Raw genomic sequence first — 25,164 nt, 5'->3', positions numbered from 1 at the left:
TCTCAAGAATCTACGTCACGGGGTCACGAGAACGCAGCGAGGTCGATCGCGACCCAGACCTGCTCGGCGTGTCCCAGCAGCTCGCCGTCGGCGGTGTAGAGCGCCGTGTCGGTGAGGAACTTGCGCCCGGTGTGCTCGTCGAGGCGCCCGACCGAGATACAGGCCTCGCCGACCCGGGGGCGACGGTGGACGCGTGCAGTCATCTTGCCGAGCACGATTGTGTTGGTGGTGAAGTCGGCGGCCCAGCCACCGGGGCAGTCGAGCGCCGCCCACATGGTCGGGGTGTCGATCGCCCCGTCCTCACGGGCGAACGCCTGGTGCGGCGCCCACGGAGAGGCGGTGACGCCCTCGCCGTACGGTCCGGTGAAGAGCCGCAGCCCGTCGCCCTCCTCGCGGTCGGTGCCGCACGTGAAGCACCGGGCGAACGGATGGTGGTGGAACCCCGGGTATGCGGCGCGCCCGGCGGCAGCCTGCTCGGGTGTCGGGCACGCCGGGGCATCGCGCAGGAACTCGCCGTCCCTCGCACCTCCGACGACGGCCCCACCCGTCGTCAGCAGATGCGTCTCCTCGTCATGGCTCTCCCACACCAGCGGCACGCCGAGCGGCGGCGGGATGCGCAGCATCGAGGTGACCGGCCCGTCCGTGCCGTGCTCGGCGGCGAGCAGGCCCGCGACGTAGCCGCCATTGCCGGTGCGGTCGGGTCCGTTGAACTGTGTCGAGATCGTCACCATGACGGTCAGCGTATGACGTCGTAGCTCGACGATCCTCGTGGCTGCGCGCGCCTCACGCACGGCGTGGAAGAATGGCGGGTGTGAGCGACCTCATCGACACCACCGAGATGTACCTCCGCACGGTCTACGAGCTGGAGGAGGAGGGCATCGTCCCGCTGCGTGCGCGCATCGCCGAACGCCTCCACCAGAGTGGCCCGACGGTCAGTCAGACGGTCGCCCGCATGGAACGCGACGGATTGCTGACGGTCGAGGGTGATCGCCACCTCGAGCTGTCACCCAAGGGGCGCCAGCTGGCCACGCGGGTGATGCGCAAGCACCGCCTCGCCGAGCGCCTGCTGATCGACATCATCGGACTCGACATCGAGTTCGTGCACGAGGAAGCCTGCCGCTGGGAGCACGTGATGTCCGAGCAGGTCGAGCGTCGCCTCGTCGAGCTGCTCGACCACCCGCAGGAGTCGCCCTACGGCAACCCGATCCCGGGACTCTCCGAGCTCGGTGAGTCGCACGAGGACACCGACTTCCTCGACGGCGTGGTGCCGATGACCAAGATCGCCAACGGAGCGTCCGAGCCCGTACGCGTCGTCATCCGGCGCATCGTCGAGGAGCTGCAGAAGGACACCGAGGTCATGTCGGTGCTGCGCCGGGTCGGCGCGCTTCCCGGCAACGACGTGCTCGTGTCGCAGGGCCATGACGGCGTGATCGTCGCGCGGCAGGGTGAGACGGCCGAGATCGACGACGAGTCGGCCACGCACATCTTCGTCTCCAGCTGATTGCTACTTCTTCGGCTTCCACGGGATGAAGCCGCTGGTGCGGCGTACGTACTCGTCGTAGCCGGGCTTGCTCTTCCTCATGCCCTTCTCGTTGAGGGCCGCACCGGTGACCTTGGTCAGGAAGATCGTCATCGCTATGGGTGAGATGACGGTTGCGAGGCCTGCCCACGAGCTGGCGGCGATGAGCCAGATGCCGGCCCAGACGCAGGCGTCGCCGAAGTAGTTGGGGTGGCGCGTGTAGCGCCACAGGCCACGGTCCATGAGCGTGCCCTCGTTGGCCGGGTCGGCCTTGAACTTCGTGAGCTGGGCATCGCCGACGCCCTCGAACACGTTGCCCAGTGCCCACACCGCGAGCCCGACGAAGACGAGCCACCAGACGACGTCCTCGTTGTTGGCACCGACCATGATCGGCGTCGCGACGAGCCACATCGCGACGCCCTGCGGGACGAACACCCGCAAGAGTGCGACCTGGGCGAACGGTCTACCTTCGGCCGCAGCCAGCTCGGCGTACCGCGGATCCTCGGGCAGCTTGGCGTTGCGACGGTGCAGGTGCCACGAGAGGCGCAATCCCCACAGGGCCGTCATTCCGAGCAGGATCCAGCGAAGCTTCGGGTCGCCCTCCCCACCCGAGGCGATCAAGGCGGTCTCGGCAGCCACCAGGACGAAGCCGATGCCCCACATCGTGTCGACGACTGTCAGCTTCTTCTTGTGCTGCGCGATCGCCAGACCGACGCCCATGAACGCGACGACGACCCCCAGGCCAGCGGCGAGACTCGTCAGGGACTGCGAGAGGTCATTGGGGGCCATGCGCCGACTATGCCAGCCAGGACAGTGGGGAGGTCGGCATGCCGGCGACACCGTTGATGCTGGGCTTCACCGCCAGGATCTGGTCGACGCCCATACGGTTCTCCTCGAACGCCAGCGCACCTCCGACGAGGTAGAGGCGCCAGACGCGCGCGTTCTCCTCACCGATCAGGGCGACGGCGGTCGACCAGTTGCTCTCGAGGTTCTCAGCCCAGCCCGCGACGGTCTGCGGGTAGTGCTCACGCATCGCCTGGACGTCCCGGATCTCGAGGCCGGCTCCGGCGATCAGGCCGATCGTCTTGGCCAGCGGCTTCATGTGCATGTCGGGGGCGATGTACGTCTCGATGAACGGACCTCCGCCCGGACGGTCGCCGACGGCATCGTTGCTGCGCGACATCTGCTGGATCAGCACGCGGCCACCGGGCCGGAGGTAGCGGTGGATGGACTCGGTGAACACGACGTACTCCTTGTCGCCGACATGCTCGCCCATCTCGATCGACGCGATGGCGTCGATGCCGTTGTCGTCGACGCCCGACTCCCGCAGGTCGCGGAAGTGTCGCAGGCTGACCTCCACGCGGTCCTCGAGTCCACGCTCGGCGGCCTTCTTCATGACGTAGTCGCGCTGCTCCGACGACAGGGTCACGCCGGTGACGTGGACGCCGTAGTGCTCGGCGGCGAAGAGCGTGAGCGAGCCCCAGCCCGAGCCGATGTCGACCATACGCATGCCGGGCTCGAGCCCGAGCTTCCTGCAGATCAGGTGGAGCTTGGCGGTCTGCGCCTCCTCGAGCGGCATTGTCGGCGTGACGTGGAAGCCGCTGGAGTAGGCCATGTGGGGGTCGAGGATCAGCTCGTAGAAGTCGTTCGACAGGTCGTAGTGGTGCGAGATCGCGGCCCGGTCGCGCTCCTTGCTGTGCAGCTCGCCGGTCAGGTTGGACTCGGCGTGCGGGATCGGCGGGCGGCGTCCGACGGCTCCGAGGCGTACGGCGAGGGCTGCCGCCTTGGCGACCTGCTTCGGTCCGATTCTGGGTCGTCCGGCGTTGCCGTCGACGGCTCGGGCGTCCCGTACGGCAGCCCACATCGCACGGAGTCCCTCGCTGAGGTCTCCCTCGATGTCGAGGTGGCCCTGGACGTACGCGCGGGCGACCCCGAGCTCACCGGGTTTCCACATCACGTGCCGCAGGGCGCGCTTGTCGCGGATGACGACGACCGGTCCGCCGGGCACACCGGCCTCGCTGCCGTCCCAGGCGCGAAGGCGGATCGGGAGCGAGAGACCAAGGGTCTCTTCGGCGAGGTTGAGGAGTGCGGCTGCCTTGTTCACCCGACAAGTGTTTCGTGGGGTTCGGGGTTGCGCCATCTCAAATTGTCCACGACTGGCATGCTTGTGACATGAGCGTTGCCGCCGGGCTGAAGGGCTGGTTCCAACGCACCGGGGTGGAGATCGTCGGCTGGATCCTGGTGCCCCTGGGCATCTTCCTCATGCCGGCTCCCGGACCCGGCACGCTGGTCCTGGTGTTTGGCATCTCGCTGCTCGCGCGACGCTATGTCTGGGCGCAGCGTCTGCTCGGCCCGCTGGAGCGCCGGGCTGTCGAGGCGGCGAAATTCGGTGTCGCGACCTGGCCGCGCATCGCGTTCAGCTTCTTGGGCGGTGTGTGGCTCGTCGTGCTCGGGTTCATCTGGTGGCGGAGTCCCGAGATCCCCGAGTTCTCCATCCTGAGCATCGGATTCGGTCCGCAGCTGCCGGCGCACGGCTGGGCCACTGCGATCGGCCTCTGGGCCTCGGCGCTCGCGGCGTGGGGGTTGCTGGCCTACAGCGTCATCCGCTGGCGCGAACCCCACGTGGCCGGTGAGCCAGAAGTGCCACGTGAGGGCTCGAGCGTCTGAACACGCGCTACGCGAACGGGTAGCGGTTGGTCTCCTTGCCGTCGAGCGTGAAGACGTAGTAGCCCGACTCGTTGTACTCGTTGGAGACATAGACCGACATCGCCGGGAGCTCGTCGCGCTCGTCCAGGATGATGTAGATCGACTTCACCTCCTTGACGTTGAGCTCGGTCGGCGCCCGCCTGACCGCTTCCATCAGTGCGGGAACGTTGACCGCCGCCATGTCGACGACGATGTCGTCTGCGGCGCGGGTCGACTTGCTCGGATCGCCGTCGTAGCCCTCACGGAACGACCATCTCTCGGTACGCCGGGGGTTGTCCTTGACCACGACGTTGACGCTCGCGTAGTCGGGGTAGATCGCGGCTGACTCGACCGTCGTGGTGCCGAACGCCGACCTGGTGGCGGCGACGAACTTCTCGAAGCCCGCGGCGGTGTGCAGCTTCAGGGTGCCCTTGGGCTGGCTGCCGAGATTGGGCTGGCTCGTGTCGGTCGACGGCGGCGTCGAGTCATTGCCGTTCGACGCGGCGATCACGATGATGATCGCGGCGACGGCCGGGATGATCGCCGCGACGAGGATCTTGGGCATCAGCCCCTTGGGGACCGTGGGCGTGAACGTCGTGGGCCGCTGCGCGCCCGGAGGTCTCAGATCGGCCGTCAGCCGGGCGAGCTCGTCGAGCGTCTTGGCCTGGAGGGCGGACTGCGTACGGGCCTCCCGCTCGGCGTCGTCGATGCGGCCGTCGGCGAAGGCAGACTCGATGTCGTTGAGGCACAGCTCGCGGTCGGCGTCACTCGCCCGGGTTCCCGCCATGGCAGGCACGATATCGCCAAACGTGTGAACTCGGTGGACACCTGGCAAGACTCGGTGATCGCCCGATGGCGTAACCCTGCCCCGCGGCACGTCGTTGATGGAGTGTGCACCTCCCTCGCGCGTTCCGACGCGCCGCAGTGACCGGCGTCCTGATCTCGACCCTGGTGGCTGCCACCGGCACGAACGCCCAGGCCGATCCCGTCAGCGACCTGCTGGCCCAGGCGCGGGCCATTGTGGCGACGGCGACAAGCGGTGAACCGCTCAAGGTCGTGGTCACCTCGCGTACGAGCGGCGCCCCCAGCATCAGCGCGATCGAGGCCGACTCCGTCGCGGGCGCCCTGAACCTCGTCGTGGCGGCACTCAGGAAGCCGTCGACGATCGGCGTCGACATGGCGCAACCCGTGCGGATCGCCGCCAGTAACGACCCCTACCGCTCGTCGCAGTGGGCCCTGACGACCTTCGGCGCCGAGACGCTCTGGAAGACGTCGACCGGCAAGGGGGTCGTTGTCGCCGTGGTCGACACCGGCGTCGCACTGACCCACCCTGACCTCAGGGGCCGTGTCCTGCCGGGCCGTGACTTCATCGCTCCCGGCACCAGTCCGGCCGACGAGAACGGCCACGGCAGCCACGTTGCCGGCATCATCGCCGCCAACGCCAACAACAGGGTCGGCACCGCCGGGCTGGCACCCCAGGCGCTGATCCTGCCCGTGCGGGTGCTCAACAGCAGCGGTTCCGGAAACAGCGCCGGCGTCGCCCAGGGCATCGTCTGGGCCGCGCAGCACGGCGCCAATGTCATCAACCTCTCGCTGAGCACCAATCGCAGCGACAATGCGATCAGGGCCGCGGTTGCCTACGCGCAGTCCCGCAACATCGTGGTCGTCGCGGCGGCGGGCAATGCCGGGTGCGGCTTGTTGGGCTCGCGCATCTCCTACCCCGCGGCCTACCCCGGGGTGCTGGGTGTCGGCGCCATCTCGTCCAACCGCAAGATCGCCAGCTACTCGAGCTGCGGCAGCTGGGTGGACGTCGTTGCTCCCGGCAGCGGCATCGTCTCGACGACGATCGCCTCGCCGAGCCCGGGGCTCGGCTGCCCGCGCGGCACGATGTACTGCACGCTGTCAGGAACCTCAATGGCCACGCCGTACGTCGCGGCAACCGCAGCGCTCGAGATCGCCCGGCTCAGCAAGCGCTTCAGCCAGGCGTCGATCGTGTCCCGCCTGCAGAGGGGAGCAACCGATCTCGGCCGGATCGGCCGCGACAACAGCTATGGCTACGGTCTGATCAATCCCAGCCGACTGCTCGCCGGTAGGTAGTGCACCACCGGCGCTCATGGCGGAGTATGGCGTCATGACTGTTGCATGCGATGTCGTCGTCGTGGGACTCGGACCGGGCGGAGAGGCGGTGGTGGCACGGCTCGCCCAGGGCGGTCTCAAGGTCGTGGCGGTCGAGGCGGAGCTGGTCGGCGGTGAGTGTCCCTACTGGGGCTGCATCCCGTCGAAGATGTTCATTCGTGCCGCCAACGCTCTCGCCGAGGCCCGCCGGGTCGAGAAGCTCGCGGGCGGTGTCTCCGTCATCCCTGACTTCGCGCCTGTGGCGAGGCGCATTCGCGACGAGGCCACCGACAACTGGGACGACACCGTCGCCGCGAAGCGCGTGACGGACGCCGGAGCCACCCTCGTACGCGGTCACGGTCGCCTGGTCGGCGATCGTACGGTCGAGGTCGACCGGGAGACGTACGTCGCCTCCAAGGGCGTCGTGCTCAACACCGGCACCACCGCCGCCGTGCCCCCGATCGCCGGACTCGCCGACACGCCCTACTGGACCAACCGCGAGGCGCTGGCCACCGAATCGATCCCGGCATCGCTGATCGTGATCGGCGGCGGCGCGATCGGCCTCGAGCTTGCCCAGGCGTTCTCGCGATTCGACTCTCAGGTCACGGTGCTCGAGGTTGCGCCCCGGATCCTCGCCCCTGAGGAGCCGGAGTCGTCGGAGATCCTGGCGAAGGTGTTCGAGGCCGAGGGCATCTCGGTGCACGCCGGAATCACGATCGACCGGGTGGACCACGATGGCTCGCGCTTCACCGTCACGTGCGGCGACGCCACGTACGAGTCGGATCAGCTCCTCGTCGCGGCGGGCCGGAAGTCTCGGCTCGATGACATCGGCCTGGAGACGGTCGGCGTCGCCGTCGATCGGTTCCTCACCGTCGACGACTCGATGCAGGTCGCTGATGGTCTCTGGGCGATCGGTGACATCGTCGGCCGTGGCGCATTCACCCACGTGTCGATGTATCACGCCGAGCGGGTGTCCAAGGCGATCCTCGGGGAGGACCCTGGACCGTACGACACCAGCTTCCCGCGCGTCACGTTCACCGATCCCGAGGTCGGCGGTGTCGGCCTGACCGAGAAGCAGGCTCGAGACAACGGCATCAACGTTCGCGTGGGCACCTCCGAGATCCCGTCCAGCAGTCGCGGCTGGATCCACTCGGTGGGCAACGAAGGTTTGATCAAGCTCGTCATCGACGACGATCGCGGCGTGATCGTCGGCGCCACCAGCGCTGGACCGACCGGCGGCGAGACGCTGTCGGCGCTGGCGTTCGCGGTGCGGGCCGAGATCCCGGTGTCGACGCTCAGGAACACGATCTACGCCTACCCGACGTTCTACCGGGCCATCGAATCGGCGTTGTGAGCCCACGGGCACAATGAGCCCATGCGAATCACCGTGCTGTCAGGTGGGGTCGGCGGTGCCAGGTTCCTCCAGGGCCTGCTCGCGGCGAAGGCTCCCGACGACGAGATCACGGTCGTGGGCAACACCGCCGACGACATCTGGCTGTTCGGCATGCGTGTGTGCCCCGACCTCGACACCGTCATGTACACGCTCGGCAACGGCATCGATCCTGAACGTCGCTGGGGACGTACCGACGAGACGTGGAACGCCAAGGACGAGCTCGGAGCATACGGCGAGGAGACCTGGTTCGGCCTCGGCGACCGAGATCTGGCGACGCACCTGATCCGGACCAAGCTGCTGCACGAGGGAGTCGGGCTCGCAGAGATCACGGCTCGGTTGTGTGAGCGCTGGCAGCCCGGCGTACGGCTGCTCCCGATGACCGAGGACGAGGTCGAGACGCACATCGGCATCGACGATGCAGACGAGATGATCCACTTCCAGGAGTACTGGATCCGGCTCGGCGCCAAGGTGCCTGTCCGCTCGCTGGAGTTTCGGGGCGCCGCGACCGCCACGGCCGGTCCGGGCGTCGTCGAGGCGATCCGCGATGCGGACGTGGTGATCCTGCCGCCGTCCAACCCGATCGTCTCGGTCGGCGCGATCCTGTCGGTCGAGGAGATCGCCGACGCCGTTCGTACGACGGCAGCGCCGGTCGTCGGTGTCTCGCCGATCATCGGCACCGCGGCCGTGCGGGGCATGGCCGACCAGCTGCTGGAAGGGCTCGGCATCGAGATCAGCGCCGGCGCCGTGGCGCGCCACCTCGGCGCCCGGGGAGCCCGGGGAGTGCTCGACGCGTGGCTCGTCGACACCTCGGACGCCGCAGCGGTGGCGTCGATCGAGGCTGCCGGCATCCGGGCCAAGGCCGTACCGCTCTACATGAACGACGACGAGACCACCGCCCAGCTGGCCCGCGACACCCTGGCCTTCGCGTGACGCTCAGCGTCTGGCCCGTTGACGGCATCGGGGAGATCGTGCCCGGCGACGACTTGGCCGCGATCATCGTCGAGCATCTCGACGAGCCACTCGCCGACGGCGATGTCGTCGTCGTGACGAGCAAGGTCGTCAGCAAGGCTGCGGGGCTTGCGACCACCGCCGACCGTGATTCGCTGATCGAGGCCGAGACCGATCGTGTGGTTGCCCGGCGTGGACAGACCCGGATCGTCCGTACGCATGCCGGACTCACGTTGGCGGCCGCCGGGATCGACGCGTCGAACCTCGAGGCGGGGAGTGTCATCCCGCTCCCGCCTGATCCCGATCAGTCAGCCAGAGACCTGCTTGCTCACCTGCAGGAGCTGACCGGCGTACGCCTTGGTGTGATCATCACCGACACGGCCGGCCGGGCCTGGCGCATCGGCCAGACCGACATCGCCATCGGTGCCGCCGGCATCCGGCCCGTCTTGTCGTTCGAGGGCGTCGAGGACTCGTACGGCAACGTCCTCGCCGTGACGGCGCCGGCCGTCGCCGACGAGATCGCGGGTGCCGCCGACCTGGTCGCCGGCAAGCTCGGTGGAGTCCCGGTCGTCGTCGTCCGCGGCCTGCCCTCCGAGTGGTTCGCCATTGATGCTCCGGGTGCGTCGGCGTTGATCCGCGACGAGGACGGTGACATGTTCGGCCTCGGCGCCCGTGACGCCGTGCTGGTCGCGGCCGGCAACGGCGACACCCGCGGCTTCCCGGCGCCGGACGATGACCACGACCTGATTGCCCTCGCGCGTGAGGGTGTCGACCTCGCACTGGCGGATGTCGAGCTGGTGAATGGCGCCATCGAAGTCAGCGCAAAGTCAGGGTCGCCGGAGGCTCATGTCGCGAGCGGAGTGCTCGCCGAGCGCCTGCGCATCCTGTCCAGAGCCTTGGGCCAGGAAACGACGATTGCAATCGTCGAGTAAGTCCTGTTCTAGGACCGACTGCGACGCGGCTGCGTAGGGCCGCCCTTGGTGGCAAGCTGGCTTGTGTTCACCTGCTCCGCCGACTTTTAGGCGGCTCTTGGTTGTTGTGTGGTGAATCTGGCGTGGCGTCTGGGGGTTTGGTTGGGGTCGACGCGTTGGGGTGGGATGACTTCAACAACTCCGTCGTCGGCCATTCGCGCTGACCATTCGCCTTCGTGGAGCTTGAAGTGGTGGAAGTGGCAGAACAATGCGCCCTTGTCGAGGTCGGTGGGTCCACCTTCGGACCAGTAGTCGAGATGGTGGGCTTCGCACCAGGCCGGAGGTCGGTCGCAACCGGCCCAGACACAGCCGCCGTCGCGGACGGCGAGCGCGAGGCGTTGGTGACGGTCGAAGAGCCGCTTGGTCATGCCGTGATCCAGCACCCTCGATTCTGAGTCGAGGTAGAGGGCCACGAGGTGGGCGTTGCAGGCCAGTCGCTGCGCCTTGGTTGCGGAGATGGTGGTGTTGGAGGTGTTGGTCGCAACACCTTGGCCGGTGCGGAGGTCGTCGATGTCGACCGTCACAGCAACGGTGGCGGCGAGACCACCAGCTTTGGGCAGGGACTCGGTGGGCAGGTGGTTGAGCAGCTCGACGAACGCGAGACCCATCCGCTGGGCACGGGGCAACGCGTTGAAGTCGTCGACACCATGGCGCACCTCATTCAACGAAGAGCGGCGTGGGGCGATGATCCCCTCGATCGCCGCCCGCAACACGTCGTAGTCAGCGTCGGGAAGCTTGAACTTGCCGTCCGTGGTGCCATCACCACAACGACGCATCGTCAACCGGGTGGCATCCCAGGCGCGGGCTTCTTCATCTTGGAGCTTCTTGCCCAGGACCTCGTCAGCACCGTCGGGGTCGATGACCTCCATGACATGGTTGGCGAGCCGTTTGAGGTCGTCGAGATTGTGGTCAGCAGCCAAAGCAATCAGGTGCTTCTCGGCGTCGGCACGTTCGGTGTCGCCGACCCAGTCGGGCAAGCCGTGGATGGCTTTCATGATCACCGACGCCTGATCGGTGGTGACGTCGCCACGCATCCACGCCTTACCGGTCACGTCGGTGGTGACACGGGCAAGGCCGACGAGCTTGGCTGCTTCACCTTTGTGGATGCCGGTGAGGTTGGCCAACCATGCGGTGGTCGAGGTCGCACCGTCATCCTTGGCCAGCCCCATGTCGTCGGCGGCACCAGCGATACGGGCCAGGGCCGCGTCCATGGTGGTCCGGGCCTTCTGAAAGGCCATCGCGGCCTCACGCAGCTCATTGCTGGGAAGCCGCCAGGCATCGAACGCGGCGAGGTCGTCGGTCAACGACTCAAGCTGCTCGATCAGCATCTTCGACCCCCCGGTCAATCCTTGGAACGTATGTTCGATTCTACCCAGAAACGACCACCCGACACAAGAGGATGTTTCGACTATTTTCCTGAAATTGGAGCGAAAACCTGTGGATAACTCGCAGGTCGCATCGGAGCTGTGGAACCACGAAGGGTAGGCCGCTCAAGGTCTTCCAGCGACTCGAATCACGTGCGGTCTTCTGTGCCCAGCAAAGGACCAGACGTGCAAGCCGAACGCTTAGGCGGTGGCGCGGGTGCTGAGCTGGGTGAAGGTGGCTGCGCTGTTGGGACCGAGGCCGATCGCTTGCGCTTCGAGCAGCTCGTCGAACTCGTCGACATCGCGGCGCAGACCAGCCGGTGCCTGCATCTCGACGCCGCCGTACGAGCGGTGGCGTTCGGCCGAGCCAACGCCGTAGCCGGCTCGAAGGAGATCAGGTCGACGGCTCATCAGGATCGTGGTGCCGTCGCCGTTGGCATCCGGCACGAACGAGAGCTCGTGCGTCGCAGCATCTCGGAGCACGGTGCCCAGCTCATCAGCGGTGAGCACTGGCAGGTCCGACGGGACGACCGCGAGAGGGTTGTCCGGACGATGCGCGATCGCCCAATCCGTGCCCTGACGGACGGCGGCGCCGAGCGGGTCCGGTCCGGAGTGAGCGGGCTCGTCGACGACGTGTGCGCCTGCTCGGCGTACGAGGTCGGCGACCTCGGCACTGCGAGTCACGACAACGACGTCGGCGACGTCAGCGCAAGCCAGCACCGCGTCGAGTGCGTCCTGTGCGAAGGCTCTCGCGAGGGAGCGACGGGCAGAGGCATCGACGTGAAGGCGCGACTTGGCGCCGTCCCACGGCTTGATCGGCATGATCACCGTCCAGGCGACCCCGTCGTGAGCTCGCTGGCGCTCGCTCATGCCGGCACCGCTGACACGCGCCCATACAACGTGGTGCGTTGCACGGCGGGACGACCGGCGAGGGCCGCCATCTGCTCGAGCTCCTCGATCGACTTGCGCGATCCGTTGGTGCTGCCGGCCATGCGGCTGATGGTCTCCTCCATCAACGTGCCGCCGAGGTCGTTGACGCCGCCGTTGAGGACGTCGGTGCACGTCTCGGGGCCGAGCTTGACCCATGAGCACTGGATGTTGTCGATCAGCCCGTGCAGCATGATGCGCGACATCGCGTGGACGGCGCGGTTGTCGCGCACGGACGGTCCGGGGCGGGCGACGCCGGCGAGGTAGATCGGCGACGACTGGTGCACGAAGGGCAGCGGCACGAACTCGGTGAACCCGCCGGTCTCGCGCTGCAGGTTGGCCAAAGTGCGCAGGTGGGCGACCCAGTGGCCGGGGTGGTCGACGTGGCCGTACATCATCGTCGACGTCGTGGGCAGGCCCACGTCGTGAGCGGTACGGATGACGTCGATCCACTCCGACGTCGGCAGCTTGCCCTTGGTGAGGATCCAGCGGACGTCGTCGTCGAGGATCTCGGCGGCGGTGCCGGGGAGCGAGTCGACTCCCGACTCCTTGGCCTTGATCAGGAAGTCGCGGACCGACAGGCCCGTACGGGTGACGCCGTTCATGATCTCCATCGGGCTGAACGCGTGGACGTGGAGGCTCGGCTCGACACGCTTCACCTCGGCGGCGATGTCGAAGTACGCCGTGCCGGGCAGGTCGGGATGGATGCCGCCCTGCATGCAGACCTCGGTCGCGCCGAGCTCGACGGCCTCGGTCGCGCGCTTGCCGATCTCGTCGAGCGAGAGCGTGTAGGCGTCGGCGTCGGTTCGTCGTTGGGCGAAGGCGCAGAACCGGCAGCCGGTGTAGCAGACATTGGTGAAGTTGATGTTGCGGTTGACGATGTAGGTGATCTCGTCGCCCACCGCCTGCTTGCGGAGCTCGTCGGCGTAGGCCGCCAGGGCGTCGAGGTTCGAGCCTTCGGCCGTCATCAGCACCAGCGCATCGGCGTCCGACAGGCCGGCCGGATCGCGCTCAGCCGCCTTCATCGCGGCGCTGAAACCGCCGTCGCCGACGCCCACGACACCAGCAGACTCACGCAGCACCTGACCGTCGCGGAGCACCGACCAGTCGCCGTAGACGTCCTCGAAGTCGGAGCGCCGGTCGGTCGTACGGCCCACCGTGTCGATCTCGCTGTGCAGTTCGGTACGACCCTGCGACAACCAGCCCGCCGGCGACCAGCCGCCGTCCGGCTCCTGCCACGGCAGCCCCTCGGCACGCGCGCCCGGACGCGCCAGGCCATCGGGCCCGACCAGCGCATCGACGTGCGGCAGCAGGCGGGGGTCGAGCCATGGCTCGGACAGGTACGGCGGGTGGGCCGTGAGGCGCTCGGTCAGCGTGAACCCGTGAGACGCGCACAGCTCGGCCAGGGCCGTGAGCTCAGGCCACGGGCGTTCGGGGTTGACGTGGTCGGGGGTCAGCGGGCTGATGCCGCCGAAGTCGTCGACGCCGGCGTCCAGCAGGGAGCGACAGTCGTCGAGGTCGACGAGGTTGGGCGGCGCCTGCACCCGCATCGACGGACCCATCAGGATGCGGGTCGTGGCAATCGCTGCGAGGTATTCGTCGACCTGCAGGTCGGGGGTCTTGCGCATCGCCGTGTCGTCCTTGGACACGAAGTTCTGGATGATGACTTCCTGGATAGAGCCGTACGTACGGGCGATGCGGCGCAGCTCGAAGATGCTCTCGACGCGGTCCTCCAGCGTCTCGCCGATGCCGATCAACAGCCCCGTCGTGAACGGGATGTTGAGGCGACCGGCGTCCTCGAGCACGCGCAGGCGTACGGCGGGATCCTTGTCGGGGCTGGCGTAGTGCGCCTGGCCCTTCTCCTCGAACAGCCGGCGGCTCGTGGTCTCGAGCATCATGCCCATGGAAGGAGCGACGGGCTTGAGCCGTGACATCTCCTTCCAGCTCATCACGCCCGGGTTGAGGTGCGGCAGCAGCCCGGTCTCCTCCAGCACCCGAATCGCCATCGCCCGGACGTACTCGAGCGTGCTGTCGTAGCCAGCAGCCTCGAGCCACTCTTTCGCGTCGTCCCAGCGGTCCTCGGGACGGTCGCCGAGGGTGAAGAGCGCTTCCTTGCAGCCCATCGCGGCGCCCTTGCGGGCGATGTCGAGCACCTCGTCGGGCGACAGGAACGGTGCCGGCAGCCGGTTGGGTGTCGTCGCAAAAGTGCAGTAGTGGCACCGGTCGCGGCACAGCCGGGTCAGCGGGATGAAGACCTTCTTGCTGTACGTCACGACACCGGGCCGACCGGCTGCCTCGAGGCCGGCATCCCGTACGCGTACGGCTGCGGTCATCAGCTCGCGCAACATGTCGCCGCGCGCGCTCAGCAGGCCGGCGGCCTCTCTCGCGTCGATCGACTTGCCGGCCGTGGCGCGTCGAACTGCTCGGGCGATCTCCCGCTCGTTGGGCACACCGTCATTGGGCACACGATGATTTTGCCTGATGGGTCCTTGCGCCGTTCATCGACGTGCTGTGCGTCACACTGCCGTGCTCCGCTACCGTGACCGTGCTTCACTCTCGTTTCCCCTTCCATTCTGAGGTGACATGACTACAGACGGCCTCGACGACCAGGTCATCGGCGTGCTCGGCGGCACCGGCGCACAAGGCCGCGGCCTTGCCCTGAGACTGGCCCAGGGTGGGATGTCCGTGGTGCTCGGCTCCCGCGATGCGGGCCGTGCCGGCGAAGCTGCGGCGGCACTGCACCCAGCGGTGACCGGCACGGACAACGCCTCCTGCGCCGAACAGGCCACGATCGTGATCGTTGCCGTGCCGTACGAAGGTCACCGCGAGCTGCTCGCCGAGCTGGAGCCGCAGCTTCGGGGCAAGATCGTCGTCGACTGCGTCAACCCGCTCGGCTTCGACAAGCAGGGCCCGTTCCCGATTCGGGTGCCCGACCGCAGCGCCTGCGAAGAGGCCGCCGCGATCCTGACCGAGAGCACCGTGGTCGGCGCGTTCCACAATGTCTCGGCGGTCATCCTGCTCGACGAGTCGATCGAGTCGGTCGGCTCCGATGTGCTGGTGCTCGGTGAGGATCGTGAAGCGGTCGACACGATCATCGCCCTGACCGCGCGGATCGCCGGTGCACGAGGTGTGTTCGGCGGACGCCTGCGCAACGCGTTCCAGGTCGAGGCGCTGACCGCCAACCTGATCGCGATCAACCGTCGCTACAAGACACACGCCAGCATCTCGATCACGGGTGTCTAGGCGCGCTTCAGCATCCTCAGCACCTGACGCTCGAGCGTTCGGCTGATCGTCGCTCCCGGCGCGGCCCTGCTGTGGCCTGCCTTCACCGTCACACCGTCGTGGAACAGGTCAACGACGCGCGGGTCGACGTAGGACGTACGGGCGATCGCTGCGGTGTTGCCGAGGTGTTGTGACACCGTCTCCATGGCCCGGGTGACGGCACGCTTGCGCGCGGTGGGTGTGTCCGCCTTCGCGCGAGCCAGTGCCAGCGCGGCGATCGCGGTGCCGCGCCACGTACGGAAGTCCTTGGCGGAGTAGTCCTCGCCGAGCAACTCCTTGATGTAGCTGTTGACGTCGTCGGCGCCGATCTCCTTCCACCTGCCGCCGTCCTTGTACGCCAGCAGCCGGGTGCCGCCGCTGCGGCGCTGGCGCAGCTCGCGTAGCACGCCGCAGACGACCTCATCGCGCACCGTGACCTCGACCTCCTGGCCGGACTTGGCCGCGTACGCGAACGACACCGCCGAGCCGTCGAGGTGCACGTGCTGCTTCTCCAGCGTGGTGAGTCCGTAGCTGCCGTTCTCCTCGGCATATCTGTCCGAGCCGATCCGGAACATGCCCAGGTCGAGCAGGCTGAACGCAGTCGCGACCACCCGCTCACGAGTCATGTCATCCTCGCGCAGGTCGCGACGCGACTCGGCTCGATGCTTGAGCAGGGAGGCGGCGAAGCCCTCCATCTTTTCGAACTTCTCGAGGTCTCTCCTGATGCGCCACTCGGGGTGATACAGGTACTGCCGGCGCCCCGCCGCGTCGGTGCCCACAGCCTGCAGATGACCGTTCTCCACCGGGCAGATCCACACCGCGGTCCACGCGGGCGGGATCCCCAGCCTCTTGCAGCGCTCGACATCGATCTCGTCGAGCGGTACGCCGTCCTGGTCCAGATAGCGGAAACCGCGCCCGTGCTTGATGCGTGACCAGCCAGCTGAGCCGGGGGACGTACGACGCAGGCGGACCATGGTGCGACAACGCTACGGTCAGTTGGTCTTGCGCGCAGCCAACCGCTCGACGAGCCCCATGCCGAACCGCTCGCGCCGCTCGATCACCATGCCGAGCTCGAGCACGTTGGTCAGTGGTCGACGGCGGAAGTGCTCGCCGGCCACGCGGACCGTCACCGCTTCGGCCAGACGTTGGATGGCGCGCCCGACGACGTTCGGGCTGGCCACGTGGTCGGCGAGGAGCAGGAGCCCTCCCGGCCGCAGCACGCGGTGCATCTCCGCCACGGCCTGACGGTCATCGGGGATCGCGCACATCGAGAACGTCGCGACCACGGTGTCGAACGACGCGTCGGCGAAGTCGAGCCGGTGCGCATCTCCCTCGCGCAGGTCGACCTCGCGGGGGAGGTCGATCGCCCGCGTGCGCGCCAGGTCGAGCATCGCGGGGCTGAGCTCGATGCCGGTGAGGCGTACGTCGGCCGGGTAGTGCTCGAGGTTGAGGCCCGTGCCGATCGCAACTTCGAGGACGTCTCCGCCGGCCTGGCTGCACACCCAGTGACGGCTGTCCTTGAACAGCTTGCGGTCGAAGAAGCGCATCTGCCGGTCGTACGTTGACGCCTGCTTGTCCCACGCCGTACGCCATCGCGCACGGTTTGCCGGATCGCTGCTCGAGGTCCTTGACATCGTGCCTCGACAGTAGCGCCCGAGCTGACCCGACAGATCCAGCCACAGGGCACTAGAACCCGGAGAACAGGTCCATGATGTTCAAGACTGCCGGCCCGAGGACGACGACGAACAGAGCCGGCAGGATGCAGAAGATCAGCGGGAGAAGGATCTTGACCGGCAGCCGCTGTGCCTGTTCCTCGGCGCGTTGCCGTCTCACCACCCGCATCTGACCGGACTGCGCGCGAAGGACGTCACCGATCGAGATGCCAAGCTCGGTCGACTGGACGATCGAGGAGATGAAGGTGCGCAGCTCCGGGATGTCGGTGCGGTCGGCGGCCGCGCGCAGCGCGTCGACGCGGGAGCTGCCGAACTGCATCTCCTGGATCACGCGCGCGAACTCCGTTGCGGCGGGGCCGTCCATGGTCTGTGCCACTCGCCCGAGCGCGGCGTCAAACCCGAGCCCGGCCTCCACGCACACGGTCAGCATGTCGATGGCGTCGGGCAGATCAGAGCGCATCTCGACCTGGCGCCGCTCGCCCAGGTTGCGAATCCAGATGTCGGGCAGGTAGAAGCCCGCAGCCGCTCCGACGACAGGAAAGAACAACGTGCTGAGAGGTCCGTATTGCAACCCTAGGTAGAAGCCCAGCAGAATGCCGGCCGTCAGTCCGATGCCCTTCAGGGCCAGGACCCTCTCGGGAAGCCAACCTGCCGGGTTGCCGGCGATGTCGAGGCGACGTTGCAGGCGCCGTGTGTAGTCGGCGGGCGTGAGTCGGCGCGCGATCGAGGCGAATCGCTCATACAGCGGCGGGATCTCCTGCGGACCCAGCGAGCTCTTGGTCGGAGCGGGCGCGGGAGCGGTCGATGTCGCCGGGGAAGCCGGTACGCGCGCTGTCACGAGGTAGACCGCCAGGGCTATGGCCAGCCCGATGGCCGAGGCACCTATCAGCAGAATCGTCATCGGTTCACACCTTGATCTTCACGAGCTTGCTGAGCCAGAAGATGCCGAACGCGAGAAGCAGCCCGCCCGCGGCGAACATGATCCAGCCGGTCAGCGAGTGCGTCATGGGGTCGAAGTATCCCGGCCGAGTCACGACCAGGAATCCCGCCACCAGGAACGGCAGGCCACTCAGGATCCACGCCGAGAGGCGGCCCTCAGCCGAAAGGACCCGCACGGTCCCTCGAAGCTCGGCGCGTTCGCGCATCGTCGTCACCGTCGTACCCATGATCTCAGCAAGATTGCCGCCCACTTCGCGCGAGATGCGCACTCCGATGACGACCCACGCGAGGTCCATGCAGTTCATCCGCGTGGCGACTCCGTCGAGCGAGTCCTCGAGGGTGGCGCCGAGACGGGCTTCGGTGAGTGCGCGGCTGAGCTCGCTCGACGTCGGTTCGGTGCCCTCGCGGACCACGGTGCCCAAAGCCTGAGGCAACGAGAACCCGGCGCGCAATGAGCCGGCAATGAGCTGCAGGGTGTCGGGGATCTGCTCCAGGAACTTCGCTTCGCGTCGGGAACGTCGGATCGAGAGGAAGAGGCGGCAGCCGGCCCATCCGAGCAGCCCGCCGATCGGAACCAGAAGGATGCCGAAGAGAGCGCCGAGGAGCGCCGCGGCGGTGATGACGACACACACCTGCAGCAGGGCCCATTCCTCGGGCCGCATGCGCAGGCCCGCGCCTTCGAGATCCGCCACAACCTTCTGACGGGATCCGGCCGACCGGAGCCGGCGATCCATGAGTGTGAGCGCGCGTTGGCTGACGGCCGAACCAGCAGAAGCGTCAGCGGTCGGATCACCGTCTCGCGCTCGCTGGGTGAGCGTCGCCGCACCGACGCGATAGCGACTGGCCTCGGCGAGCCGCGCGGCGGAGGTGAACCGATCGCGAGCCCTCTGGGGGATCGCCAGAAGGCCGGCAAACACGAACAGCAGGACAACGAAGATGGCGGCAAGCAGTGCTGGCAACAGGAGCCCCGATTGAGGTGATGTCGTCGAGTCCGAGCTCGTGGGGGAACCCTTCTTCAGAGCGGCGAATGTCACCGGGGCCTCCGCCTGCCACGATGCATCCCCCGCTCCGCCGCTGACCACGATGGTCGAGGCCTTGCCGGCGAGCTCCTCGGGGACGTCAGCCTCAATCCGAAGGCGGGGCGCGAAGGTGGCGGCCGCAGACCGGAAGGCGCCGGCGAGCTTCTCGGCGTTGTCGGCAGACAGCACCTGCCCGTGTGAGACTCCGGAAAGGCGCTCGAGCGCTGCCGTGTCGCCCGGGACTCCGAACGACACCACGTCAGCCTGCACCGAGCTGCGCTGAAGGGCAGCCGCTGCCTCATCGAGGGTTGTGGCGCTGCTGGTGTCCGAGCCGTCGCTCAGGATGAGCAGCCGTTGCTCGTCGGCGCCGGACACTTTCTGTGCTTGAGCCACGGCAGAGCCCACGGCGTCATAGAGAGCGGTGTCGCCTTCAGGAGTGACGTCGTTGAGCGCATTGGGAGCCAGGTCATGGTTGGTCGATGCCACGACGGCCACCTTCACCGTCTCCGAAAACGTGATCAGCCCCAGCTCCACATCGTCGGGAATGGCTTTGGCGTAGTCAGACGCCGCCCGGCGTGCAGCCGTGATGCCGGGGCCCGCCATCGAGCCGCTCACGTCGACCACCAGATAGGCGATACGCCGACCGGTCGTGGCGCCCGGCGGAGGAGACTCCGCATCGACCGAGGCGCTGAGTGTTTGGCCGTCGGCCGTGACGACGATCGACTCCGGGGCCGTGACGGCGGCACCGGGCGGGCCGGTCACGGTGAGCGACACTGTGCCGTCGGCGACCTCGACAGCGCTGACCGTCCACGGGTCGGCGGCACTCGCGGGGTTCACCCCCATCACCCCCGAAAGCAGGGCCGCGATGCAGGCAGTGAGCACGATCCGCATGGTCGGTCAGCCCTGGCCGTCGAACAGCGTGGGCGAGGGGTGGATCCCCTGGTCCTCAAGCTTGTTGAGGAAGGTGGGCCGGATCCCGGTCGACTTGAGTGACCCCAGGAAGCGGCCGTGCTCATCGACGCCGGCGTGATAGTCGAACAGGAAGATGTCCTGGAGCGTGACGATCTCACCCTCCATGTGCGTGACCTCGGTGATGTGGGTGATGCGACGTGACCCGTCCCGGAGGCGCGCCTGGTGGACGATGAGATCGATCGCCGAGGCGACTTGCTCGCGGATGGCACGGGTGGGGAGCTCGACCCCAGCCATGAGCACCATGGTCTCGATCCTCGACAGGGCATCGCGAGGCGAGTTGGCATGCAGCGTTGTCAGCGAACCGTCGTGTCCGGTGTTCATGGCCTGCAGCATGTCGAGGGCCGCTCCGTCGCGGACCTCGCCGACGATGATGCGGTCGGGGCGCATGCGCAGGGCGTTGCGTACCAAGTCGCGGGCCGTGACCTCGCCGCGCCCCTCGATGTTGCTGGGCCGCGTCTCCATGCGAGCCACGTGGTCCTGAAAGAGCTGGAGCTCGGCTGCGTCCTCGATCGTGACGATCCGTTCATCGCTCGACAAAAAGGACGACACGACGTTGAGCGTCGTGGTCTTGCCGGAGCCGGTGCCGCCACTGATGAGGATGTTCAGGCGGCCCTGGACGCAGGCCTCGAGCAGCACGGCGACGTCTTCTGACATCGTGCCGAAGCTGATGAGGTCCTGGACCCCGAACGGGTCGGCGGCGAACTTTCGGATCGTGAGCATCGAGCCGTCGAGCGCGATCGGCGCGATGACGGCGTTGACACGACTGCCGTCGGTCAACCGCGCGTCGACCATCGGGCTCGACTCGTCGATGCGACGACCAACTCGCCCGACGATCTTGTCGAGAGTGCGGCGCAGGTGCCTCTCGTCGGCAAATGTGACATTGGTGTCGTGGATCTGACCGGACCTCTCGACGAACACCCGGTCTGGCCCGACGACCATGATCTCGGTGACCTCAGGATCCTGCAGCAGCGGCTCGAGCGGACCATAGCCGAGGATGTCGTCGGAGATCTCCTTTTGGATCTGCTGTCGTTCTGCCGTGCTCAGCATCGTGTCCTGGGCCGAGATGACCTGCCCCAGTGTCTGCCGCACGCGGGAGTCGAGCTCTGCCTCGTCCATCTTGGCGTCATACAGGCTGGGGCCCAGGAGCTCGAGAAGCGCGTCGTGGACGCGGCGCTTGATCTCGAGGAACGGATCGGCCGCTGCGCGGCGGCGAACAGTGGGCGACGGCGTGGTCACGCGCGACTGGAAGGTACGAGGCGCCGGCGGAGCTGTTGGTTCGACTGGAGGGGCAACAGGCGCCTGGGGGTCAGCGGAATTGTCGTCCGGACGCCTGGAGCGGGCGGAGAGTCGATCTGCGAGGTTCATTTCTTCTTCTTCCGTAGTCCGGATCGCTTGCGTCGGGGATCCGCACCGTCGCTGTGCGCTGGTGGCACCCAGCCCGCGACGAGCTCCCGGAGCTTCACGCTGAACGGATGGTCGAGATCGTCGAGCACCAGCGGCCGTCCTTGGAGAATCGAGCGGGGCACATCGACGGTGTCGGGAAGCGTGGCAGCGAGCGGGACGCCGATGACCGAGGTCAGGTCGGAGGCGCTGGCGCCCGATGCCGCCACCTTGCGCCCCGGCTCTCGGTTGATGATCACTCCGCGTTCAGCCGTGGTGGCGATCAGGTCCAGCAGGTCGTTCTGCTGTCGAAGTGCCTTGGCGTTGAGAACGTCGGGTGTGGCGACCAACAAGATCCTGTCGGCGGCACGCAGGGCGGCCGACACCTGCGCTGTCTGGTGAGCACTCGTGTCGACGACGACGTGGTCGTACGTCTCGGCCAGCGCTGGCAGAAGATCGCCGATCAGGTTCTGGGGGAGTGCCAGCGCGGAACGGGGATCGACGGGCGCAAGGATGCAGGTGAAACCGGGCAGGAACTCCGTCTTCAGCAAGTCCAGCGGATCCTCGGTGTCCTCGGGGATGTCGGCCTCCACGGCGTCGATCAGCGTACGCACGGGATCGAGCTTCAGCGACAGGGCGATGTCACCGAACTCGAGGTCGAGATCGACGAGGCAGACCCGTTGCCCGTGGTGATGCAGTGCCGCGGCAATGTTCGAGGCAATCGTCGTACGTCCGACCCCGCCCTTGACCGCCGCGATCACCACGATCTTGCCGACCCCAGCCGGCTGATCCGCAGCTGGTGCGTCCGTGGGTGGATCGCCTTCGGTCGACATGGTGCTCACTTGACGAAGAGGGGGGTCGGTCTGAAGTTGCCGAGGTTGATGCGGCCGCCGCTGTCCTTTGACACCGATGAGTCGGTCAGAAGCGTCAGGTAGAGCTTGCCGATCTCCTGGGCGAGGACGATGCGTTCGGCGTCTGCCTGATCGACTGCCAGGGTGACAAGGACCTTGTCGTCCACATTCCTGGAGCCGGCGAGCCCATCTGACTCGTCGTCGCCGGTCCCGGAGACATTGCTGGGAGGGGCCTGGTTCACGGCGATCACGGAAACTCGTGGAAGCAGGAGCTTCGAGGCGAACGCGTCATCGCCGGCGATGGCCTTCCCGGCAGCGTTCTGGGCTTGCTTGACCTTGAAGGTGGCGTAGATGGCGACCTCAGATCCATTTCGGACGAATCCTGACACCTCGGCGTTGGAGGGCACTGCGATCGTGATCGCCTGCTTTCGTGCCGGGATGGCGAGCGCTCCGGTGGCTGGTGCTCGCTTGCCGAACATGGCTCGGACGATGACCTGGCCGGGCTTGACTTCGGCGGTCGCCACTTCACTATCGGGAACGTCAGCCTTCAGGCTGCGCAGGGCACTCGACGGAGTGGCGCGTGCAGGGAGCTTCTCCTCGCTGACGAACCCACCTTCGACGACCTCGTTCCACGAGGTGCCCAACGGGATGGTCTTCTCGACGATGAGGACCGATTCGGCCTGGATGCCGTCGACTGCCCGTCGATCGGCGGACTTCGCATAGGCGAACACGGCGAACGTCCCGATGAGGGCGAGCACGACGGCGAGTGCGGTCAGTCCGAGACGTCTGTTCATGTGTCACTTTCAGGTTGGTGTTCCGAGAAGATGAGTTCAGCCGGCGAGGGATGCGCTGGTGAGTCCGAGATTGGTTCCGCCACCACCGGACAGCTGCCCGCCCGTCACCAAGGCTTTGGTGAAGTACCCGGAAATGCAGATGTCAGAGTTCGACGTGGTGAAGCCCTTGTTCGGCTTGCCGCAGTAGGTCTGCTTGGAGTGCGGGAACCCACTCGTCGTGTCCGCCATGGCGACACGCGAGTCTGCTGCGCCAAAGTTGCCTTGGACGTCCCACCCCGTGACGACGAACGCGGCGAATCCAGTCAGTGTGTAGGTCGCGTTGTTGCCGTTGGCGCTCGCGTTGGAGTACACCGGCAGGTAAATCGGGGTCGCGTTGTTGCGTGACTCCTTGAACAGGTTCTCGCACGATTTCACCGGATTGTTTCCGGTATTGCCCGGGAACGTGGATCCGTTGATTTTCGCCGAACAGCCGCCCGTGTCTGTCAGCCAGCCGAATTGGCCCGGCGCGTTGGCGCCATTGCCCGCACCGCCGCAGCCGCCAGCGGCTCCGTGGGTGAACAAGACGGTCTCCGACCCTCCGATGGATGCCGTTCCCTTGGGAGTCTGTGGATCGTCGATATTCTCGTAGATGTTTGAGCTTTGGAGCGCTGGATTGGTTCGGAATCTGGGGTCAGCGCGGCGAGCTGTGAGCGTGTCGATGTAGCTCGGCGGATCGCCGTTCGAGTAGGAATTGTCCGTCTGCTGTTGGGCAAACTTCGTGCCTCCGGCGGTGTTCACGTCCCATTCGCACTTGGAAATGGTGAGGGCCGCGCAGTCGGCACATGACGCCGGCGCGTCGAGGATCGCCTGCGCGCAGGCGCCGACTTCTTGTGTGCCGGTGGTCAGGTTGTCCATGGAGCCGCCTTCAGGCGTCACGAGCACGTCGACGTAGGGCGCCGCATGGGGCGGGGGGCACACGTGCCCGTTCTCCACTCCTGCGGCGCACCCGGCCAGGCCGGGTGCCGTTCCGCAGACAAACATGGCTTGTCCGGCAAGCTGGCCGTTGGACAGGGTGTCGGCATACTGATTGGCCGCTGACGCGTCACAGGTGCCGTCGGCGCAGGTTTCTGCCACCGCGATCACGGCAGCATCCGCCGCGTTCTGGTCCATGCCGCGCGCGACGTACCAACCGCCGACATTGACGACGATGGCACCAAGGCCCAGGAGGACGGTGGGGAGGAGGATCGCGATCATCAGCGCGGTGGCGCCGCGTTCGTCACGGGACGGGTCGTCCCGAGGGCCTATCCGCCGCATGGTGTCGTCGACTTTCCTCGGATGGTGGGCAGGCCGGGAACGGGAAGCGCTGGCGAGATGCTGACGGTGGCCGTGGCCGAGGCCGGCGCGCCGCTGAAACACGCAGCCGAGCTGACGGCTGCGACACCCGAACCGAACCCGGCCGGACGGTTGGCGTTGAACCTCGCCACGCCGGCCGCGTTGCACGTGCCGGCGTTGGCGCCTGCCTGGGTGCTGCAGATGGCGGCGGTGCGGGCGGCTTCGCGGGCCAGCTGGGACGAGGTGATCTGCTGATTCATGATGAACCCGAAGGCGATGATTCCGTAGAGCAGCGGACCCAGCACGAAGGTGAACAGCAGCGCGAACTCCACGGCTTGGGCGCCGCGGTCGTCTTGTCTGCCTCGGCGGGTCTGCATGGTGATGACGTGTTGGCCTGACAGGGCTAAAAAACCAAGGCGGCTACGGCGCCGGCAAGGTCGTTGAAGAAGCCGTTCAGCGCCGTGCCGAAGGCGGTCACGCCGAGGACAATGGCCAGGGCGATGAAGCCGACCAGCAGGCCGTATTCGGTGGCGGTCGCGCCACGTTCATCCTTCGGTGCCGAGGCGGTGAGGTCGAGCTTGAGATGTGCCACGTGAACCTCCAGAAATGACGCAGACGTTGATGAGAGGTGATGCTGGTTCCCCGAGGAGAGGATGAAGGACGGTGACCTTCACCCTCTCTTCGGGAGAGGACCATCAGGAGGGGATTCGCTCCCCAGCCTGAAGGATCACGGGACCACCCACGTGCCAACCTCGGTGGCAAGGTTGTTGAAGAAGGTGTTCAGTGCCCCGCCAAAAGCGGTGACACCGACGATGATGGCCAGGGCGATGAAGGCGACCAGAAGGCCATACTCCGTGGCGGTGGCGCCACGTTCGTCCCTCTTCGTCGGGCTGGTCAGCGCGATGTAGAACTCAAGAAATTTGGTCACGGTGAAACTCCTAGGATCGACACTCTGCTCCGACCTCGTACCCGCGGCCGGAGTGGTTGAGCGACTGCACACTGCACGTAGTGGCAGTGACAACTCGGTGATGCAGACGATGGT

The 25,164-nt window shown here is 67.1% G+C and carries 25 protein-coding genes; 7 read left to right on the top strand and 18 right to left on the bottom strand.

Going from position 1 to position 25,164, the window contains the following annotated elements; genetic code table 11:
* Positions 1 to 23: 23 nt before the first annotated feature.
* Positions 24 to 731 carry a hotdog family protein gene (locus ABD683_RS04290; protein ID WP_344767614.1) on the bottom strand — a complete coding sequence of 236 codons (708 nt, stop codon included), beginning with the start codon at positions 729 to 731 and terminating at the stop codon, positions 24 to 26.
* Positions 732 to 811: 80 nt separating this feature from the next.
* Here ABD683_RS04290 and ABD683_RS04285 point away from each other — a divergent pair, with 80 nt between their 5' ends.
* A complete protein-coding gene (locus tag ABD683_RS04285; RefSeq protein WP_344767612.1) occupies positions 812 to 1,501 on the top strand; it encodes an iron-dependent transcriptional repressor DtxR in 690 nt (229 codons plus the stop codon).
* A gap of 3 nt (positions 1,502 to 1,504) precedes the next feature.
* Here ABD683_RS04285 and ABD683_RS04280 read toward each other — a convergent pair whose 3' ends face one another.
* Together ABD683_RS04280 and ABD683_RS04275 are read right to left on the bottom strand one after the other, a co-directional pair.
* Positions 1,505 to 2,308, bottom strand: coding sequence for a DUF1295 domain-containing protein (locus ABD683_RS04280; protein WP_344767610.1), 804 nt, complete (start codon positions 2,306 to 2,308; stop codon positions 1,505 to 1,507).
* A 7-nt stretch (positions 2,309 to 2,315) separates the two neighbouring features.
* The gene (locus ABD683_RS04275; protein WP_344767608.1) at positions 2,316 to 3,623 is read right to left on the bottom strand and encodes a class I SAM-dependent methyltransferase; all 1,308 of its coding nucleotides are present in this window, start codon (positions 3,621 to 3,623) and stop codon (positions 2,316 to 2,318) included.
* 68 nt (positions 3,624 to 3,691) lie between these two features.
* Here ABD683_RS04275 and ABD683_RS04270 point away from each other — a divergent pair, with 68 nt between their 5' ends.
* Entirely contained in the window at positions 3,692 to 4,186 is a 495-nt protein-coding gene (locus ABD683_RS04270; protein ID WP_344767606.1) for a PGPGW domain-containing protein, read from the top strand.
* Positions 4,187 to 4,193: 7 nt separating this feature from the next.
* Here ABD683_RS04270 and ABD683_RS04265 read toward each other — a convergent pair whose 3' ends face one another.
* Positions 4,194 to 4,991, bottom strand: coding sequence for a DUF1707 SHOCT-like domain-containing protein (locus ABD683_RS04265; RefSeq protein ID WP_344767604.1), 798 nt, complete (start codon positions 4,989 to 4,991; stop codon positions 4,194 to 4,196).
* A gap of 137 nt (positions 4,992 to 5,128) precedes the next feature.
* On the opposite strand from ABD683_RS04265, the gene ABD683_RS04260 reads away from it, so the two are divergent.
* From ABD683_RS04260 to cofE, 4 genes are read left to right on the top strand one after another with little or no spacing between them, the layout of a single operon-like run.
* Positions 5,129 to 6,301 (top strand): S8 family serine peptidase, encoded by a 1,173-nt coding sequence (locus ABD683_RS04260; RefSeq protein ID WP_344767602.1) that lies wholly within the window; start codon positions 5,129 to 5,131, stop codon positions 6,299 to 6,301.
* A 34-nt stretch (positions 6,302 to 6,335) separates the two neighbouring features.
* Positions 6,336 to 7,673: a dihydrolipoyl dehydrogenase family protein gene (locus ABD683_RS04255; RefSeq protein ID WP_344767601.1), complete on the top strand. Its 1,338-nt coding sequence runs from the start codon at positions 6,336 to 6,338 to the stop codon at positions 7,671 to 7,673.
* A gap of 21 nt (positions 7,674 to 7,694) precedes the next feature.
* A complete protein-coding gene (gene cofD, locus ABD683_RS04250; RefSeq protein WP_344767599.1) occupies positions 7,695 to 8,642 on the top strand; it encodes a 2-phospho-L-lactate transferase in 948 nt (315 codons plus the stop codon).
* Complete coding sequence (gene cofE, locus ABD683_RS04245; RefSeq protein WP_344767597.1) at positions 8,639 to 9,592, top strand: coenzyme F420-0:L-glutamate ligase; 954 nt, start codon at positions 8,639 to 8,641, stop codon at positions 9,590 to 9,592. The genes cofD and cofE overlap by 4 nt, the downstream gene beginning before the upstream one ends.
* Before the next feature lie 86 nt (positions 9,593 to 9,678).
* Here the strand turns inward: cofE and ABD683_RS04240 are convergent, their stop codons facing one another.
* The 3 genes from ABD683_RS04240 to ABD683_RS04230 form a co-directional block, all read right to left on the bottom strand.
* The gene (locus ABD683_RS04240) at positions 9,679 to 10,959 is read right to left on the bottom strand and encodes a DUF222 domain-containing protein (protein ID WP_344767595.1); all 1,281 of its coding nucleotides are present in this window, start codon (positions 10,957 to 10,959) and stop codon (positions 9,679 to 9,681) included.
* A gap of 237 nt (positions 10,960 to 11,196) precedes the next feature.
* A complete protein-coding gene (cofC, locus tag ABD683_RS04235) occupies positions 11,197 to 11,865 on the bottom strand; it encodes a 2-phospho-L-lactate guanylyltransferase (protein ID WP_344767593.1) in 669 nt (222 codons plus the stop codon).
* Positions 11,862 to 14,387 (bottom strand): bifunctional FO biosynthesis protein CofGH, encoded by a 2,526-nt coding sequence (locus tag ABD683_RS04230; RefSeq protein WP_344767591.1) that lies wholly within the window; start codon positions 14,385 to 14,387, stop codon positions 11,862 to 11,864. The genes cofC and ABD683_RS04230 overlap by 4 nt, the downstream gene beginning before the upstream one ends.
* A gap of 118 nt (positions 14,388 to 14,505) precedes the next feature.
* Between ABD683_RS04230 and npdG the strand changes: the two genes are divergently transcribed.
* A complete protein-coding gene (gene npdG / locus ABD683_RS04225; RefSeq protein WP_344767589.1) occupies positions 14,506 to 15,165 on the top strand; it encodes an NADPH-dependent F420 reductase in 660 nt (219 codons plus the stop codon).
* Here the strand turns inward: npdG and ABD683_RS04220 are convergent.
* The 11 genes from ABD683_RS04220 to ABD683_RS04170 all read right to left on the bottom strand — a co-directional run bounded on the left by ABD683_RS04220 (position 15,162) and on the right by ABD683_RS04170 (position 25,050).
* The gene (locus ABD683_RS04220; RefSeq protein ID WP_344767587.1) at positions 15,162 to 16,157 is read right to left on the bottom strand and encodes a DNA topoisomerase IB; all 996 of its coding nucleotides are present in this window, start codon (positions 16,155 to 16,157) and stop codon (positions 15,162 to 15,164) included. The genes npdG and ABD683_RS04220 overlap by 4 nt on opposite strands.
* A gap of 18 nt (positions 16,158 to 16,175) precedes the next feature.
* Positions 16,176 to 16,817: a class I SAM-dependent methyltransferase gene (locus ABD683_RS04215; protein ID WP_344767585.1), complete on the bottom strand. Its 642-nt coding sequence runs from the start codon at positions 16,815 to 16,817 to the stop codon at positions 16,176 to 16,178.
* A gap of 52 nt (positions 16,818 to 16,869) precedes the next feature.
* On the bottom strand, positions 16,870 to 17,757 hold the full coding sequence (locus ABD683_RS04210) for a type II secretion system F family protein (RefSeq protein ID WP_344767583.1): 888 nt from the start codon (positions 17,755 to 17,757) through the stop codon (positions 16,870 to 16,872).
* Positions 17,758 to 17,761: 4 nt separating this feature from the next.
* Positions 17,762 to 19,705 (bottom strand): type II secretion system F family protein, encoded by a 1,944-nt coding sequence (locus ABD683_RS04205; protein WP_344767581.1) that lies wholly within the window; start codon positions 19,703 to 19,705, stop codon positions 17,762 to 17,764.
* A 6-nt stretch (positions 19,706 to 19,711) separates the two neighbouring features.
* Positions 19,712 to 21,022, bottom strand: coding sequence for a TadA family conjugal transfer-associated ATPase (locus ABD683_RS04200; RefSeq protein WP_344767579.1), 1,311 nt, complete (start codon positions 21,020 to 21,022; stop codon positions 19,712 to 19,714).
* A 125-nt stretch (positions 21,023 to 21,147) separates the two neighbouring features.
* Positions 21,148 to 21,999, bottom strand: a complete 852-nt coding sequence (locus ABD683_RS04195; RefSeq protein ID WP_344767577.1) for a CpaE/TadZ family protein — start codon at positions 21,997 to 21,999, stop codon at positions 21,148 to 21,150.
* A 5-nt stretch (positions 22,000 to 22,004) separates the two neighbouring features.
* A complete protein-coding gene (cpaB, locus tag ABD683_RS04190; protein WP_344767575.1) occupies positions 22,005 to 22,811 on the bottom strand; it encodes a Flp pilus assembly protein CpaB in 807 nt (268 codons plus the stop codon).
* A gap of 36 nt (positions 22,812 to 22,847) precedes the next feature.
* On the bottom strand, positions 22,848 to 24,104 hold the full coding sequence (locus ABD683_RS04185) for a pilus assembly protein TadG-related protein (RefSeq protein ID WP_344771565.1): 1,257 nt from the start codon (positions 24,102 to 24,104) through the stop codon (positions 22,848 to 22,850).
* Positions 24,092 to 24,499, bottom strand: a complete 408-nt coding sequence (locus ABD683_RS04180; protein ID WP_344767573.1) for a TadE/TadG family type IV pilus assembly protein — start codon at positions 24,497 to 24,499, stop codon at positions 24,092 to 24,094. Before ABD683_RS04180 ends, ABD683_RS04185 begins: the two co-directional genes overlap by 13 nt.
* A gap of 26 nt (positions 24,500 to 24,525) precedes the next feature.
* Positions 24,526 to 24,714 (bottom strand): Flp family type IVb pilin, encoded by a 189-nt coding sequence (locus ABD683_RS04175; protein WP_344767571.1) that lies wholly within the window; start codon positions 24,712 to 24,714, stop codon positions 24,526 to 24,528.
* Positions 24,715 to 24,849: 135 nt separating this feature from the next.
* The gene (locus tag ABD683_RS04170; RefSeq protein WP_344767569.1) at positions 24,850 to 25,050 is read right to left on the bottom strand and encodes a Flp family type IVb pilin; all 201 of its coding nucleotides are present in this window, start codon (positions 25,048 to 25,050) and stop codon (positions 24,850 to 24,852) included.
* Positions 25,051 to 25,164: the final 114 nt, after the last annotated feature.

This window comes from Aeromicrobium panaciterrae, assembly GCF_039537165.1.
Classification (GTDB): Bacteria; Actinomycetota; Actinomycetes; order Propionibacteriales; family Nocardioidaceae; genus Aeromicrobium; species Aeromicrobium panaciterrae.
Note: the sequence above shows the minus strand (reverse complement) of the source record. Positions and strands in the feature narration are given on the sequence as shown.

Excerpts from the sequence above, each read along its gene's own strand:
- ABD683_RS04290 (WP_344767614.1), bottom strand. The coding sequence starts at position 731 with ATGGTGACGATCTCGACACAGTTCAACGGACCCGACCGCACCGGCAAT.
- ABD683_RS04280 (WP_344767610.1), bottom strand. The coding sequence starts at position 2,308 with ATGGCCCCCAATGACCTCTCGCAGTCCCTGACGAGTCTCGCCGCTGGC.
- ABD683_RS04270 (WP_344767606.1), top strand. The coding sequence starts at position 3,692 with ATGAGCGTTGCCGCCGGGCTGAAGGGCTGGTTCCAACGCACCGGGGTG.
- ABD683_RS04265 (WP_344767604.1), bottom strand. The coding sequence starts at position 4,991 with ATGGCGGGAACCCGGGCGAGTGACGCCGACCGCGAGCTGTGCCTCAAC.
- ABD683_RS04255 (WP_344767601.1), top strand. The coding sequence starts at position 6,336 with ATGACTGTTGCATGCGATGTCGTCGTCGTGGGACTCGGACCGGGCGGA.
- cofD (WP_344767599.1), top strand. The coding sequence starts at position 7,695 with ATGCGAATCACCGTGCTGTCAGGTGGGGTCGGCGGTGCCAGGTTCCTC.
- ABD683_RS04240 (WP_344767595.1), bottom strand. The coding sequence starts at position 10,959 with ATGCTGATCGAGCAGCTTGAGTCGTTGACCGACGACCTCGCCGCGTTC.
- cofC (WP_344767593.1), bottom strand. The coding sequence starts at position 11,865 with ATGAGCGAGCGCCAGCGAGCTCACGACGGGGTCGCCTGGACGGTGATC.
- npdG (WP_344767589.1), top strand. The coding sequence starts at position 14,506 with ATGACTACAGACGGCCTCGACGACCAGGTCATCGGCGTGCTCGGCGGC.
- ABD683_RS04220 (WP_344767587.1), bottom strand. The coding sequence starts at position 16,157 with ATGGTCCGCCTGCGTCGTACGTCCCCCGGCTCAGCTGGCTGGTCACGC.
- ABD683_RS04215 (WP_344767585.1), bottom strand. The coding sequence starts at position 16,817 with ATGTCAAGGACCTCGAGCAGCGATCCGGCAAACCGTGCGCGATGGCGT.
- ABD683_RS04210 (WP_344767583.1), bottom strand. The coding sequence starts at position 17,757 with ATGACGATTCTGCTGATAGGTGCCTCGGCCATCGGGCTGGCCATAGCC.
- ABD683_RS04205 (WP_344767581.1), bottom strand. The coding sequence starts at position 19,705 with ATGCGGATCGTGCTCACTGCCTGCATCGCGGCCCTGCTTTCGGGGGTG.
- ABD683_RS04195 (WP_344767577.1), bottom strand. The coding sequence starts at position 21,999 with ATGTCGACCGAAGGCGATCCACCCACGGACGCACCAGCTGCGGATCAG.
- cpaB (WP_344767575.1), bottom strand. The coding sequence starts at position 22,811 with ATGAACAGACGTCTCGGACTGACCGCACTCGCCGTCGTGCTCGCCCTC.
- ABD683_RS04185 (WP_344771565.1), bottom strand. The coding sequence starts at position 24,104 with ATGCGGCGGATAGGCCCTCGGGACGACCCGTCCCGTGACGAACGCGGC.
- ABD683_RS04180 (WP_344767573.1), bottom strand. The coding sequence starts at position 24,499 with ATGCAGACCCGCCGAGGCAGACAAGACGACCGCGGCGCCCAAGCCGTG.